The organism is Maribacter caenipelagi, from assembly GCF_004364175.1.
Taxonomy (GTDB): Bacteria; Bacteroidota; Bacteroidia; order Flavobacteriales; family Flavobacteriaceae; genus Maribacter; species Maribacter caenipelagi.
Window position 1 is genome coordinate 1 of sequence record NZ_SNZW01000016.1, and the last position, 13,086, is coordinate 13,086.

General features: G+C 33.2%; 17 protein-coding genes. 6 read left to right on the top strand and 11 right to left on the bottom strand.

What is annotated here, in order from left to right:
* Nucleotides 1-221 precede the first annotated feature (221 nt).
* The gene (trhA, locus tag DFQ03_RS12590; RefSeq protein WP_133673542.1) at nucleotides 222-854 is read left to right on the top strand and encodes a PAQR family membrane homeostasis protein TrhA; all 633 of its coding nucleotides are present in this window, start codon (nucleotides 222-224) and stop codon (nucleotides 852-854) included.
* A gap of 24 nt (nucleotides 855-878) precedes the next feature.
* Here trhA and DFQ03_RS12595 read toward each other — a convergent pair whose 3' ends face one another.
* Complete coding sequence (locus DFQ03_RS12595; RefSeq protein ID WP_133673543.1) at nucleotides 879-1,304, bottom strand: DUF4268 domain-containing protein; 426 nt, start codon at nucleotides 1,302-1,304, stop codon at nucleotides 879-881.
* Nucleotides 1,305-1,976 carry a ZIP family metal transporter gene (locus tag DFQ03_RS12600; RefSeq protein ID WP_133673544.1) on the bottom strand — a complete coding sequence of 224 codons (672 nt, stop codon included), beginning with the start codon at nucleotides 1,974-1,976 and terminating at the stop codon, nucleotides 1,305-1,307.
* A gap of 94 nt (nucleotides 1,977-2,070) precedes the next feature.
* Here DFQ03_RS12600 and DFQ03_RS12605 point away from each other — a divergent pair, with 94 nt between their 5' ends.
* Nucleotides 2,071-3,240: a THUMP domain-containing class I SAM-dependent RNA methyltransferase gene (locus tag DFQ03_RS12605; protein ID WP_133673545.1), complete on the top strand. Its 1,170-nt coding sequence runs from the start codon at nucleotides 2,071-2,073 to the stop codon at nucleotides 3,238-3,240.
* A gap of 89 nt (nucleotides 3,241-3,329) precedes the next feature.
* Nucleotides 3,330-3,467 carry a hypothetical protein gene (locus tag DFQ03_RS18845; protein ID WP_166637471.1) on the top strand — a complete coding sequence of 46 codons (138 nt, stop codon included), beginning with the start codon at nucleotides 3,330-3,332 and terminating at the stop codon, nucleotides 3,465-3,467.
* Here DFQ03_RS18845 and DFQ03_RS12610 read toward each other — a convergent pair.
* The 4 genes from DFQ03_RS12610 to DFQ03_RS12625 all read right to left on the bottom strand — a co-directional run bounded on the left by DFQ03_RS12610 (nucleotide 3,462) and on the right by DFQ03_RS12625 (nucleotide 7,512).
* Complete coding sequence (locus DFQ03_RS12610) at nucleotides 3,462-4,253, bottom strand: DUF6048 family protein (RefSeq protein WP_133673546.1); 792 nt, start codon at nucleotides 4,251-4,253, stop codon at nucleotides 3,462-3,464. The genes DFQ03_RS18845 and DFQ03_RS12610 overlap by 6 nt on opposite strands.
* The gene (locus tag DFQ03_RS12615; protein WP_133673547.1) at nucleotides 4,234-4,740 is read right to left on the bottom strand and encodes a DUF6452 family protein; all 507 of its coding nucleotides are present in this window, start codon (nucleotides 4,738-4,740) and stop codon (nucleotides 4,234-4,236) included. Before DFQ03_RS12615 ends, DFQ03_RS12610 begins: the two co-directional genes overlap by 20 nt.
* A 1-nt stretch (nucleotide 4,741) precedes the next feature.
* Nucleotides 4,742-6,154 carry a 23S rRNA (uracil(1939)-C(5))-methyltransferase RlmD gene (gene rlmD, locus DFQ03_RS12620; RefSeq protein WP_133673548.1) on the bottom strand — a complete coding sequence of 471 codons (1,413 nt, stop codon included), beginning with the start codon at nucleotides 6,152-6,154 and terminating at the stop codon, nucleotides 4,742-4,744.
* A 185-nt stretch (nucleotides 6,155-6,339) separates the two neighbouring features.
* Nucleotides 6,340-7,512, bottom strand: a complete 1,173-nt coding sequence (locus DFQ03_RS12625; protein WP_133673549.1) for a mechanosensitive ion channel — start codon at nucleotides 7,510-7,512, stop codon at nucleotides 6,340-6,342.
* Between the two features lie 247 nt (nucleotides 7,513-7,759).
* Between DFQ03_RS12625 and rocD the strand changes: the two genes are divergently transcribed.
* Nucleotides 7,760-9,040: an ornithine--oxo-acid transaminase gene (gene rocD, locus DFQ03_RS12630; protein WP_133673550.1), complete on the top strand. Its 1,281-nt coding sequence runs from the start codon at nucleotides 7,760-7,762 to the stop codon at nucleotides 9,038-9,040.
* A gap of 53 nt (nucleotides 9,041-9,093) precedes the next feature.
* Here the strand turns inward: rocD and DFQ03_RS12635 are convergent, their stop codons facing one another.
* Genes DFQ03_RS12635 through DFQ03_RS12645 form a run of 3 tightly spaced genes read right to left on the bottom strand, consistent with a single transcriptional unit; the run spans nucleotide 9,094 to nucleotide 10,101 of the window.
* Nucleotides 9,094-9,405 carry a CCC motif membrane protein gene (locus DFQ03_RS12635; RefSeq protein WP_133673551.1) on the bottom strand — a complete coding sequence of 104 codons (312 nt, stop codon included), beginning with the start codon at nucleotides 9,403-9,405 and terminating at the stop codon, nucleotides 9,094-9,096.
* A complete protein-coding gene (locus DFQ03_RS12640; RefSeq protein WP_133673552.1) occupies nucleotides 9,406-9,744 on the bottom strand; it encodes a CCC motif membrane protein in 339 nt (112 codons plus the stop codon).
* Nucleotides 9,745-9,762: 18 nt separating this feature from the next.
* Entirely contained in the window at nucleotides 9,763-10,101 is a 339-nt protein-coding gene (locus DFQ03_RS12645; protein ID WP_317128179.1) for a DUF2752 domain-containing protein, read from the bottom strand.
* Between the two features lie 26 nt (nucleotides 10,102-10,127).
* Between DFQ03_RS12645 and DFQ03_RS12650 the strand changes: the two genes are divergently transcribed.
* The gene (locus tag DFQ03_RS12650) at nucleotides 10,128-10,670 is read left to right on the top strand and encodes a Smr/MutS family protein (RefSeq protein WP_133673554.1); all 543 of its coding nucleotides are present in this window, start codon (nucleotides 10,128-10,130) and stop codon (nucleotides 10,668-10,670) included.
* 1 nt (nucleotide 10,671) lies between these two features.
* On the opposite strand, the gene DFQ03_RS12655 is transcribed toward DFQ03_RS12650, so the two are convergent.
* Nucleotides 10,672-11,178 carry a hypothetical protein gene (locus DFQ03_RS12655; RefSeq protein WP_133673555.1) on the bottom strand — a complete coding sequence of 169 codons (507 nt, stop codon included), beginning with the start codon at nucleotides 11,176-11,178 and terminating at the stop codon, nucleotides 10,672-10,674.
* A gap of 103 nt (nucleotides 11,179-11,281) precedes the next feature.
* Between DFQ03_RS12655 and DFQ03_RS12660 the strand changes: the two genes are divergently transcribed.
* Complete coding sequence (locus DFQ03_RS12660) at nucleotides 11,282-12,427, top strand: cysteine desulfurase family protein (protein ID WP_133673556.1); 1,146 nt, start codon at nucleotides 11,282-11,284, stop codon at nucleotides 12,425-12,427.
* Here DFQ03_RS12660 and DFQ03_RS12665 read toward each other — a convergent pair whose 3' ends face one another.
* On the bottom strand, nucleotides 12,428-13,078 hold the full coding sequence (locus DFQ03_RS12665) for a hypothetical protein (RefSeq protein WP_133673557.1): 651 nt from the start codon (nucleotides 13,076-13,078) through the stop codon (nucleotides 12,428-12,430).
* Nucleotides 13,079-13,086: the final 8 nt, after the last annotated feature.

Genomic DNA, 13,086 nt, shown 5'->3' on the forward strand with positions numbered 1-13,086 from the left:
GTTTGCGCCGATGGTACTGCTATACCAAGTGGGAGAGTAGGTAGCCGCCTTTTTCGAAAGCCCTTTACAGAAATGTAAGGGGCTTTTTTTATACCTAATAGCCTAGGGAGAGGAGTGATGGTCTCATCTCTTGTTCTATTTTTGCCTTATAATTCATTAGAATAATCATTGAATGGAATATTGGATTGTAGGAATGTTCGGTATTATAATAACTAATTTAAATGTCTTACTTAAAATCATTAGAGAAAGAAGAAAAGTTCAATACCATTTCTCACGGTATCGGGGCATTATTGGCTATAGTAGGAATGATTTTATTGATTAATGCTAATAATCATAAATCTGAATATTCTACGTGGGGAATAGTTATATATAGTATGTCATTAATAAGCATGTTATCAGTATCTACAATATATCATGCAGTCGTCAATAAAATTTGGAAACTTAGAATGAGAATTCTAGACCATATAAATATTTATTACTTAATAGCTGGTACATATACTCCTGTAGCTTTAATAACACTTTTAAACGGTAATGGATGGTTGGTTTTCTTTGCTGTATGGGGTATAGCTACTATTGGAACTATTTTAAAGCTATTCTTCACAGGTAGATTTGAAATTGTATCATTATTATTATACTTGGCAATGGGCTGGCTGATTGTATTTGATTTTCAGAATTTAGTTGATAATACTTCTGAACTGGGAATTCAATTACTCATGATTGGTGGGGCATTCTATACTATTGGTATTATATTTTATGCAGTAAGAAGAATTCCGTACAACCATTTTATCTGGCATCTTTTTGTTCTAGCTGGTGCAATATGTCATTGGTTCTTTATCTACTTGGATGTCATTTAAGAAGTATATGGCTCCATTGATAATTTACGAATCTATAATATTTTTATATTCCTTGTAAAACGTTTCTATTTTTAACATCGATCGATTTAAGAACTCCATGGTCTCTCTCCAACTATTCTTGTTGTGTATGGATACATTTTTAAGTTGAATATATATTCTGGAAATGTCCTTTTTGTTATCTAGAATAAAGAAATCTTCATAAATAGCTTCAGGTAGATATTCATCTACTAATATTGATTTTAAAGCTACAAGTTTATCCCAAACCTTTACACGTTGTTCTAGATCTGAATCTACATCAATGGAAACCATTGCCATTTTTAAATCAAAATGAAACTTAAAGGATAGTCCTTTTACCTTTGTCTTATATAAGGTCCATTTATTCGGAAATGATTTTCCAAAAGCGATCCAAAATTCTTCACGTAATTTTCTTGAGTCTTCTTTACTGAACATTTATAAAAAATATGCGATTGTTATCCCTAGTATAATCACCAATAACTTTCTTAAATTGAATTTATGCCCTTCAGAACTTTCAAATAATATTACGGTAGAAATATGTAAAAATACTCCAATTACTAATGCATTTAAATAGACTCCATAGGTGGATAATAAATCAATAGTATGTGCTAAATAGGTGCCTAGGGGTGTCATTATAGAAAATAATACCATAAAGAGTCCGGCTAATACTGGTTTAATATTAGAGCCTAAAAGAAAGATACTTAATATAATGGCTATTGGAATTTTATGAATTAAAATACCAAATATGATAGTATCATTACTACCAATAGGAAGACCTTCAAGAAGTGAATGTATACAAAGACTTATAAAGAGTAACCACGGAAAATTTTGACTCTCTTTTGAGATATGTACATGACCATGTTCAGCTCCTTTAGAGAAGAATTCTAAAAATATTTGAAACAATATTCCCAACATTATAAAAACGCCAATGGACCTAGAATCAATTGTCGAATATACTTCAGGGAGCATTTCAAAGATGGTAAGCGCTAAAAGAAAAGCACCACTAAATGCTAGTAAGAGTTTAAATGATTCGTTTTTTTGTGGTTTGGTGATGACCACAAAAAGAAAACTAATAAGCACTCCCAGAATAGGTAAAATATAAATCATGTAGATGTTGATAAACCTTTTAAAAAAGGAAATAGGTCATTAATTAAACAGGCGTCAAAATTAGCGTATTTTTGCGGTACGAGAAAAGATGAATATGGGTAATAATTTTAAAATGGTCGCAAAGACCTTATTTGGTTTTGAAGAACTGCTTTCGAAAGAACTTAGAAATCTTGGTGCTAGTAATGTTGTAGAGGGAACTAGAAATGTATCTTTTGAGGGAGATACTGGGTTTATGTACAAAGCCAATCTATGTTTAAGAACAGCAATTAAAATTATAAAACCTATACATTCATTTCGTGTTAGAGATGAAAATGATTTGTATAAGAAAATTTATGCAATGGATTGGACAGAATATCTTTCTGTTAGTGAAACATTTGCTATTGATGCTACGGTGAACTCAGAACAGTTTACACATTCATTGTATGTATCGCAAAACACAAAAGATGCGATAGTTGATAAATTTAGAGATACAGATGGCACAAGACCAGATGTAGATGTTAAGGATCCTGATCTTCGTATAAATATTCACATTCATAATAATGACTGTAATGTTTCTTTAGATAGTTCTGGTTATTCATTGCATAAAAGAGGTTACCGTACCGCAACCAATATTGCGCCTATAAATGAAGTTTTAGCTTCAGGTTTGCTGTTGTTGAGTGGTTGGGACGGTCAATGTGACTTTCTTGACCCAATGTGTGGTAGTGGTACAATGTTAACAGAGGCAGCAATGATCGCATGTAATATACCAGCTAATATTAATAGAAAAGGTTTTGCTTTTGAGAAGTGGACAGATTTTGATGCTGATTTATTTGAGAAAATTATTGATTCAAGTTTAAAGAAAACGAGGGAGTTTCATCATAAGATTATTGGTTACGATAAAGCACCTTCTGCTGTAAGAAAGGCACAAGATAATATTGAGAATGCAAATCTTGATGAATATATAACTGTCGAAAGAAAAGATTTCTTTAAAACCTCTAAACAAACAGAAGGAACATTGCACATGTGTTTTAACCCACCATACGGTGAGCGTTTAGATATTGAAATGGAGAACTTTTATAGTGCGATAGGTGACACTTTAAAACAAGGCTACCCAGGTACTAATGCTTGGTTTATAACAAGTAACCTACCTGCTCTTAAATTTGTAGGCTTAAGACCTTCTCGCAAGATTAAAGTGTTTAACAGCCACTTAGAGTCTCGTTTGGTAAAGTATGAGATGTACGAAGGAAGTAAGAAAGCGAAGTATCAAAAAAACGCGGAGCAATGAAGTTAAAATACAAAGTTCTAATCTATAATTTTTTAAGTTTCGCAGTACTATTTGTCTTATTTCGTTATATTTTATACGTGAGTATATCTATGAACTCTCTTTATTTATCTGCTATAGCAGCTATTGCTGCTTCTATTTTAGCTCCGAAATTTGCAATAACTAGGATAGAGGGCTTTGAGAAAATAGTAATGAAATGGGTATTTATAAAAGGATTCAAGGTTTTATAAGCGTTCTTTTGGCTTGGGTGGACCTTCTGGTTCTGTAGAATTTTCAATCTTTTTCTTGATCTTATTTTTCTTTTTATAAAGAGGTAAGTAATAAGAAATGCTGTAGTTATATCCTATTCCGAAATTACTATCCCAGGTTACCTTATTAAAACCGGGTATCCAAAGATTTGGAAAGCGTTCATCATCATCTTCTTTTTGACTCAAAATAAGACCTAGTCGTATACTTGCTCCCAGATATAGATTAGAGAACAATTCAACTTTCGTACCAAAAACGCCCTCAATCCATGTAGCAGAAAGACCCGAAAATTTTTCAGGAATATCAGAGCCATTTGCAAAACCATCTGGACTCCAGTACCTATTCGTATCGAAATATTGATAATTATTAAGCGTATTGTCGAATGTACTGAATGCTAATCGACCACCCATGTAAATTAGGTTTTGCTCACCGTACCAGTTCGCATAAGTATTTTTGTTTACACCTAATTTTATGTAATTACCCGAGGTGGTGAAGTTATATAGGTCTTCTTGTCGCGTTTTCTCTTCTGTACCTAATTCTGCCGCTAAATATAAATTTTGGGTTAATCTATAATCAGCTACTATTTCAAAACCTTTATAATTATCATCTAAAGCTCCGGTTAAAATTCGGCTTAAATCAATTCCCAAGCCTAAGCCATATGACTGTTTGTACTCAATAGTATCTTTTGGGTTTAGATCAATAGGCTTATTTTGACTAAATGCCGACCAAGTAATTATTAAGAATAAAAGATTAATGAAATATCTTGACATGTGTAGAATCTGAGTTAGTGACTAACGATTGTGTTATTTCGATGTCTTGAATCCAATTATCGGAATCTTGTGTTGCATTTGCTTCTAGTTCATCATAGTTAACTACAAAACCACAACCACGAGAGAGAAAGTCTTCAATTCTTGAATATGTAAAATTAATGGTGTCAACATTACCTGTTTCAGCTCCATCATCGTTGGCAGCAGAGTTGCTTATTAATATAAAACTAGTAGCATCTTCGTCAGTTTTTAAAGGAATTGATATGGTACTTAAATTGCTGCGATCTGTCACCGTATTAACGGTAATAGTTTGCCCAACACCAACTACTCTTATATTAGGAACTTCCTTTAAGGTAGCTGTATCTGATATATCATAAAATTCTATGACGAGTAGGGGAGTATCACCTTCTACGCAGATATCATCTTTCTCACACGATGATGAGAACATTATCCCTAGAAAAATCAATAATCCGATTTGAAATCTTCTCATTTTAAACTTTCTTTTCTAAAAGTACAACATTTTCTACGTGATGGGTCTGTGGAAACATATCTACTGGCTGAACCTTAGTAATATCATACATCTCTTTCATTAGCTCTAAATCTCTTGCCTGTGTTGCGCTATTACAGCTAACGTAAACTACTTTTTTAGGCGCTATGTTCAATATTTGTTGAACTACATCTTTATGCATACCATCGCGTGGAGGATCTGTGATAATAACATCGGGTACACCGTTTTGAGCAATAAACTGTTCGTTGAACACATTTTTCATGTCACCAACAAAAAAGTCAACGTTTTTTATTTCGTTTCGCTCTGCATTTGCTTTGGCATCTAAAATTGCTTCAGGTACCGATTCTATACCCACTACTTTTTTTGCTTTTTTAGAAACGAATTGTGCAATAGTACCAGTACCTGTGTACAAATCATAAACCAGTTCATCACCCTTTAAATCGGCAAAATTTCTGGTGATTTTATATAGTTCGTAAGCTTGTTCTGAATTTGTTTGATAAAAGGATTTTGCATTGATTTTGAATTTCAAACCTTCCATTTCTTCAAATATGTGGTCTCTTCCAGAAAAACAGATAATTTCTTGATCGTATATTGTATCATTCTGTTTAGGGTTAATAACATATAATAAAGACGTAATCTCGGGAAAAGTTACAGAAAGGTGATTTAAGAGTAATTCTCTTTTTTCTTTATCATTTTCAAAAAATTGTACCAATATCATGATTTCACCGATAGACGACGTACGTATCATTAAAGTACGTAGCATGCCATATTGATTTCTTGGATTAAAAAAAGTTAATCCGTTCTCCGTAGCAAATCTTTTGGTTTCTAAACGTATTGCGTTTGATGGATCTTTTTGTAGGTGACATTTTTTAATGTCCAAAATCTTGTCCCACATGCCCGGTATATGAAACCCTAAGGCATTTCTATCTTCTATTTGATTATCAGATTTTACTTCTTCAAGGGTTAACCAACGGCTATCTGAAAAAGAAAATTCCATTTTGTTTCTATAGAAGTATTGTTGCGCTGAGCCAAGAATTGGCGTAAGCTCGGGCAAATCTAAATGACCTATTCTTTTTAGGTTATTTTCCACTTCTTTCTGCTTGTAAAAAAGTTGGTGCTCGTAGCCCATATCTTGCCACTTGCAGCCTCCACAAACATTAAAATGCTGACAAACCGGGTCTACCCTTTTATCTGAAAGACTATGAAAGTTAATAGCCGTACCTTCAAAATACGCTTTTCTCTTTTTGGTAGTTTGTACATCTACCACGTCGCCAGGTACGGTGTTATTTAAGAAAATAACCCTACCATCTGGAGCTTTACCAATAGTTTTACCCTTTGCAGCAGCATCGGTTACCATTACATTTTCAAAAACCACTCGCTTTGTCTTTTTTCGCATGTGGCAAAAGTAAGCATCCGTTGGCATTTATTATAACTAATAAACATAGTAGGTCTGTTATATTTAGTTAAAAAAGTGTGATTAATATGGTAGAAAAGCAATCATTTGTTTTGTGAAAATGAAAAAGTCCGGAAACCTTGAATGTAAGATTTCCGGACTTTAAAAAATTAAATAAATTTTTGCTGCTATTTAGTTTTATTGAATTTATTTAAAATTCTTTCCATTTGTTTACCGGCGGCTTCTCTACCTCCAAGTCCAAATGATAAAGCAATAGTTACCGCAATGGTACCTAATGTAATACCAAAAGCCATATTTATAATTTCATCGCCAAGACCCATTGTCTTAAGACCCATTGCCAAGAAAATAGCTAAAATACACATTCTTACAATTGAAGCAATAAAAAGACTGCTATCATCTTTCGCCATTGCTTTGTGGGCTGTTGAAGCTATCCAGTTCCCTATGATTAAAATTACCAATCCGAAAAGGATATTTCCAGAAACACCTACTAAAGTGTCTAGTACATTGGTAAGTTTTTCAAATTCTAATTTTTCTAATGCAGTAGTAATTCCGAAAAGAACAATAAAAAAGTAAACAACATTACCTATAAGTTTTGCAAGGTTTGTATTCGATGATAAGCTGCTTAAATTCATTCGGTTGACGATACCGTCTAAATTTAAACTTTCTAATAAATCGGTTACTAAGCCAGCAACAAATTTACCTCCGATAACGAAGATTAATAGAATAAGTACAGCAACAATTATTTTAGGAATTGCATTGAAGAACTGTTCTAGCATATGTGTAGCTGGTACAGAAATAGCATCCATATTTAATATATTCAGAGCCGTTATCAATAATGGTATAAATATAAAAATGAAAACTACTTTTTTAAGTATGTTTACTAAATCTAAATTCTCTGGTAATTTTAATTTAGGTACAAAGCTTTGTATAGTTTCGCCAGAAAGACCTACTAGTTCAGAAACTATGGTAGCCAACATATAACCGATGTAGCCCACTAGACCTGCACCTACTATATTAGGTATGTAATCTGTAAAGCCATTTAATAAATTTTTGACTGGGTCTAATACACTTGTCATGCCTAGCTTTTCTAAAGCTAGCATGAAAACAAAAATCATGATAAAGAAGTATACAAGTTTCCCTATAAAGGAAGAAAGTACAACTTTACCTGAGCCGAGTTTACTATCGATATTGGTTCGTTTAATTAATTTGGTAATAAACCTTTTTAGAAATCCGGCAATAAACCATCCTATTAAAAGAATAAGTATTGCGCCAATTGTAGTAGGTAAAAAATCTCCAACTGAGTTAGAAAGGCTAGTCATCATGTTCTCTAAATAATTCATAGTGTTCTTTTTATAATAAATTGGTTGTATTTATTAGGACACAAATTTTTGTTAATGGTCACATATTATCGTAGTTCATAGGTTCTTTTAGGTTTTATAGTAGTTCAAAAAAAATATTTATTAAGTTTGTATTTCTACAGGATGATTTCTCTCCCACGCTGAATTTTCGCCCCGTTAACTTTTCGGGATTTGAAAGGAAAAAGGTATAGAAGGAATTGCTAAAGTTTTATTTAAAGTAATTTTTATCATGTCAATTTTAGAAAACATCACTTCTAAGGATGCTATTGCATTAGAAGAAAAACACGGAGCTCACAATTACCACCCATTACCTGTTGTATTAAGCAAAGGAGAAGGTGTTCATGTTTGGGATGTGGAAGGAAAAAAGTATTATGATTTCCTTTCTGCATACTCCGCAGTAAATCAGGGTCATTGTCACCCAAAAATTGTAAACGCGATGACAGAGCAAGCCAAAACATTGTCTTTGACCTCTAGAGCATTTTACAATGATATGTTGGGTAAGTATGAGAAATATGCAACAGAAACTTTTCATTTCGATAAGTTGTTGCCAATGAATACGGGTGCAGAAGCTGTAGAGACGGCTTTGAAGATCTGTAGAAAATGGGCATATGAAGAGAAGGGAATTGCAGAGAATGCGGCTGAAATCATTGTTTGTGAGAATAATTTTCACGGTCGTACAACTACGATTATCTCTTTCTCTAACGATCCTGTAGCTCGTAAGAATTTTGGACCATATACAGACGGATTCATTAAAATAGAGTATGATAGTTTATCTGCCCTTGAAGAAGTTCTTAAAACAAATTCGAATATAGCAGGTTTCTTAGTAGAACCTATTCAAGGTGAAGCAGGAGTTTATGTGCCTTCTGAAGGTTATTTAAGCGGCGCTAAGGCATTATGCGAAAAGTATAATGTACTTTTTATTGCTGATGAAGTACAGACTGGTATCGCTAGAACAGGTCGTTTATTGGCAACTTGTGGCAATTGTTCTTGTTCAGATAAGCATTGTAGTGGAACACCTGAGATTAAACCAGATATTTTAATATTAGGTAAAGCTCTATCTGGTGGTGCATACCCAGTTTCTGCGGTTTTGGCTAATGATGCCATTATGAATGTAATACGACCAGGAAACCATGGTAGTACTTTTGGTGGTAACCCAATTGCTGCAGCTGTTGGTATGGCTGCTCTAGAAGTAGTAAAAGAAGAGAAACTTGCAGAAAATGCATTTGAATTAGGAGAGCTTTTTAGAGCAGAACTAAATAAGTTTATACCTACTACAGATTTGGTTAATAGTGTTCGTGGTAAAGGTCTTTTAAATGCAATACTTATTAATGATAGTGAAGATAGTTCTACTGCGTGGGATATTTGTATGGCGTTAAAAGAAAACGGATTACTGGCAAAACCGACTCATGGTAATATTATAAGATTTGCGCCACCACTGGTGATGACAAAAGAACAGCTTTTAGATTGTGTTTCTATTATTATTAAAACATTGAAAGAGTTTAAAAACTAGTAATAAAAAATCCCCAATGTAAATCGGGGATTTTTTTTTTGATTATAATATAATTATTGGAAATCTGTTGTCGCGAAAAATGCTATGATCAATCCAAAATAAATAATCGTGAATATTAAGAGAATTGCAGCTAATGCAAGCCCAATGTATGATAAAATCTTACCAGTGTTTACATTTTCATATCCTCTATAATTTCCAGGGTTTGCTTCATAAAAGTTCTTAGCTTTTTTTGCATTGCTTAAACCAATAATACTGAAAATAGCACCAAATGGTCCACAACAGAACAAGGTTAAAACGATAGATAAAATGCCAAAAGTTAATGCGTTACTAGCACCTGGTATTTGTTTGTATTCTGTATTGTTCATTTATTCCATTGGTATTCCAAGTTGTTCATAAATTTCAGAGGTTTGTTCCATATATGCATCCCAGCCACCCATAGAAACTATAGAGTAAACTGTCCATATAAGTGATAAAGCTCCTAAGACTAGTCCAATTATAGCTACTATTTTAGTTGTTTTAAGCGTACTAAAGTTGGAATACTCTTGCGGATTTTCTTGATAAGTTTTAGTGTCTTTGTTTACTAAAATCAATGAAATACCAGACATAATGACTCCTCCTATACCTGCACTTACGCAGCAGCATAAAAAAGAGACAATACTCAATATAAGAGCAATAGTTACATTAGGTAATTTTTGTTGTTCCATAATTTAAAGGTTTAGTTATTAGATAAATTTTAATATGTAATTGGTTAAAATAAAACCTACGGTACTTACCATAAGCGTAATTGTAATTGTGTTCGAATGTTTAAATGGGTATAGCTTATTAAGGCCTAAAAAGCCAAAAAGTAATAACATAGGGTATATAGCCGGGTACATTAAAAAAGCTGATATAAACTCACCCTTTATTAAAAATAATAGTGAACGCTGTAATCCACAGCCAGGGCAATCAACCCCTAATAACTGTTTTGTAAAACAGGGTAGCATAAAACTTTCTAATCCCAGAAAAATAATTAATGCCTTAAGGCGCATCTGTAAATAAATTAATAGTCCGAAAATTACCATTATTTTTGTGTATTCAAAACAAAAACATGTCTCATTTTAATATTGGCGATACCGTAGAAACAATTGATGACGTTATTAAAGGCGTTGTTGAAACTATTAATGGTAATACTATTACAATGTTAAGTGACGATGGTTTTCCGTTAACTTTCGCTGCTCATGAACTAGTATTAATCGCCGATGATATTCGAGTATCTAATTATGAAGTTGCTCAAATTAAAAAGGAAAAGGAAATACCCAAGCGCAGAAAGACGTCTGTTTTAAAGTCAAAAGAAAGAACGGCACCAAAGATGGAAGTTGATTTACATATCAATCAATTAATGAAAAACCCTAAATCGGTGAGTAAGTTCGATATGCTCAACCTACAGTTAGATACTGCCAAACGTCAGTTAGATTTTGCTATCAGTAAAAGAATACAGAAAATTGTATTTATACATGGCGTTGGTGAGGGGGTACTCAAAGAAGAGCTAGGTTATCTATTTCGAAAATACGACAACGTTAAATATTACGATGCCGATTATCAAAAATATGGGTTAGGGGCAACCGAGGTCTATATTTTTCAGAATTTTTAGACTACTCTATTGTCGTAGTTACAGTGCCAAATTCATTTATTTGTAAATCTGTAATTCTACTACCATTTTCATTTAAAAAGGTAATGCCGCTTAGCTGAATGGTATGGGTGAATGTAGTACTATCCTCAGTCGTTGTCGTTACAATTATACTGCCACCTTCAGCTTCAATTTCTTCTAAAACAGTTGGTGTAAGTGGTGGTGGCGAATCGCAAAAATATGCACTAGTAACAGTTTCTGAAAAAATTCTATAACTAATTTGCGAATTACCAGGTACCGCACTTTCTAAGCTAGATACCGTGACTTCATTTTTTAATAGTCCGCTAGGGATGGTCAAAATTAAAGCCTCATCACCATTTATCTTGAACAATACATTTTCGGTCGTGGTAGAAATATCATTGCAACTTTGAACTGTTTCTATACTATCAAAATCAACAGTTTCTATTTGAAGGTCACCATCATTACATCCAAAGAACAAAATCGAACAACCAATTAAAAGGTATTTTTTCATAATTCAAATTTAATTTAAAAATTGGAAATCTGTCTGTAGCTTCACTGTCAATTGTGGGTTAATTAACTATTTTTGTTCTTTATTTATATAAGAGTGCACCTTTATGAAAAATGTATATTTAGATAATGCCGCTACAACGCAAGTTCACCCTAATGTTATTGCAAAAATGCAGGAGGCCTTAGGTACTTATGGCAATCCTTCTTCTACCCATAGTTTTGGTAGAACAGCAAAGACAGCTATTGAAAGTGCGCGTAAAACTATTGCTAAGTATATTAATGCACAACCTTCAGAAATTATTTTTACATCTGGTGGTACCGAGGCAGATAATATGATTATTAGATGTACCGTTCGTGATTTAGACGTAAAGACAATTATTACTACAAGAATTGAGCACCATGCAGTTTTGCATACCGTAGAAGAATTAGAACAAAAGGGCTTAATACAATTATTATATGTGGATTTAGATGCATTTGGTAATCCAGATATTGCCCATTTAGAAATCCTTTTACAAAAAGATGAATCTAAGAAGTTGGTTAGTTTAATGCATGTAAACAATGAAATAGGAAACAAAATCGACTTAGAAGAAATCACACTATTGTCGAAGAAATATGGGGCTTTGGTTCATTCTGATACCGTACAATCTCTTGGTCATTATAATTGGGATGTAAAAGCATTTCCTATTGATTTTTTAGCAGCGGCAGCACATAAGTTTCATGGACCTAAAGGAATTGGTTTTGCTTTTATTCGTAAGAATTCTGGCTTAAGCTGTATGATATCTGGTGGATCACAAGAACGCGGACTTAGAGCTGGTACGGAGTCTTTTCATAATATAGTGGGTCTTGAGGAAGCTTTCATCCATGCTTATGACAACTTAGATGAAGAAAAGAAATATGTTGAGGACTTAAAATCTTACTTTATCGATAAGGTTTATAAAGAAATACAAGGAGCCAAATTTAATGGGCATTCTGGTGATTTGGAGAAAAGTACGTATACACTGGTGAATGTATGTTTACCAATTACAGAAGACAAGGCTATGCTTTTGTTATTTAATCTTGATATGAAAGGGATAGCTTGTTCTAAAGGTAGTGCTTGCCAATCTGGTAGTGATGCTGGTTCACACGTGCTTAACCAAATATTATCTGCTGAAGATATGAAAAAGCCATCTGTGCGATTTTCTTTTTCAACGTATAATACAAAAGAAGATATCGATTATACAATCGATGTTTTAAAAGGTATTATAGAGGCGTAATTAATTTTTACGATCGCGTTTGCGTTCTCTTTCGTAAGGGAATTTTCTAATTGCTAATTTCATCATACGATCAATAAGGTCTGTGGTGTTTTTACCGGTCTTCTTATTGATTTCCTTTTCGTATTTCCAAAGTAATTTACCAGAATCGCCATCGCTTATCTTAATGCCAATACGACCATAATTAGCACCACCAGAGAAATAATCGGTAAAGCTAAATTCTGTAGGTACGCCGTTAGATAATAGAATGTTCAAATCTAAAGTGCCACTGATAATGCCATCTACCCCTAAAATCTCACTAAGCTCCTTCGTTGTATATACATCGATGTTGTCATAGCTAATATTTTTTTTAGCTAGAATAGCTGCGGTGTTTTCTATGTTTTGAAAAGTTACCGGCAGTTTTTTCTTCTTACTTCGTTTAGAGAAGTAAGTTTCTAAAGCATTTTGTACGGCATAACCTTCGTTCTCTTCCAATCTTTTTTGTTCAGATTTAGAGATTTTTTCATTCAAGTCTAAATTAGTCAAGAAGGGTATAATGGCTAGAATATTATGATCAGAGCTTAAGTTGTCAAAACTCGGACTTTCATAAATGTTTTTCTGAGCCATAACGGCAAAAGAAGTAGTAAGTGCTAATAAGAAAAGTATTCTTTTCATCTGAAATG

What these genes read in the sequence shown, in the direction of transcription:
- DFQ03_RS12645 (WP_317128179.1), bottom strand. Translation starts at nt 10,101, where the DNA reads ATGGTAATTTTCGGACTATTAATTTATTTACAGATGCGCCTTAAGGCA.
- DFQ03_RS12610 (WP_133673546.1), bottom strand. Translation starts at nt 4,253, where the DNA reads ATGTCAAGATATTTCATTAATCTTTTATTCTTAATAATTACTTGGTCG.
- trhA (WP_133673542.1), top strand. Translation starts at nt 222, where the DNA reads ATGTCTTACTTAAAATCATTAGAGAAAGAAGAAAAGTTCAATACCATT.
- DFQ03_RS12595 (WP_133673543.1), bottom strand. Translation starts at nt 1,304, where the DNA reads ATGTTCAGTAAAGAAGACTCAAGAAAATTACGTGAAGAATTTTGGATC.
- DFQ03_RS12640 (WP_133673552.1), bottom strand. Translation starts at nt 9,744, where the DNA reads ATGGAACAACAAAAATTACCTAATGTAACTATTGCTCTTATATTGAGT.
- DFQ03_RS12650 (WP_133673554.1), top strand. Translation starts at nt 10,128, where the DNA reads ATGTCTCATTTTAATATTGGCGATACCGTAGAAACAATTGATGACGTT.
- DFQ03_RS12625 (WP_133673549.1), bottom strand. Translation starts at nt 7,512, where the DNA reads ATGAATTATTTAGAGAACATGATGACTAGCCTTTCTAACTCAGTTGGA.
- DFQ03_RS12605 (WP_133673545.1), top strand. Translation starts at nt 2,071, where the DNA reads ATGGGTAATAATTTTAAAATGGTCGCAAAGACCTTATTTGGTTTTGAA.
- DFQ03_RS12600 (WP_133673544.1), bottom strand. Translation starts at nt 1,976, where the DNA reads ATGATTTATATTTTACCTATTCTGGGAGTGCTTATTAGTTTTCTTTTT.
- DFQ03_RS12665 (WP_133673557.1), bottom strand. Translation starts at nt 13,078, where the DNA reads ATGAAAAGAATACTTTTCTTATTAGCACTTACTACTTCTTTTGCCGTT.
- DFQ03_RS12615 (WP_133673547.1), bottom strand. Translation starts at nt 4,740, where the DNA reads ATGAGAAGATTTCAAATCGGATTATTGATTTTTCTAGGGATAATGTTC.
- DFQ03_RS12635 (WP_133673551.1), bottom strand. Translation starts at nt 9,405, where the DNA reads ATGAACAATACAGAATACAAACAAATACCAGGTGCTAGTAACGCATTA.
- rocD (WP_133673550.1), top strand. Translation starts at nt 7,760, where the DNA reads ATGTCAATTTTAGAAAACATCACTTCTAAGGATGCTATTGCATTAGAA.
- rlmD (WP_133673548.1), bottom strand. Translation starts at nt 6,154, where the DNA reads ATGCGAAAAAAGACAAAGCGAGTGGTTTTTGAAAATGTAATGGTAACC.
- DFQ03_RS18845 (WP_166637471.1), top strand. Translation starts at nt 3,330, where the DNA reads ATGAACTCTCTTTATTTATCTGCTATAGCAGCTATTGCTGCTTCTATT.
- DFQ03_RS12655 (WP_133673555.1), bottom strand. Translation starts at nt 11,178, where the DNA reads ATGAAAAAATACCTTTTAATTGGTTGTTCGATTTTGTTCTTTGGATGT.
- DFQ03_RS12660 (WP_133673556.1), top strand. Translation starts at nt 11,282, where the DNA reads ATGAAAAATGTATATTTAGATAATGCCGCTACAACGCAAGTTCACCCT.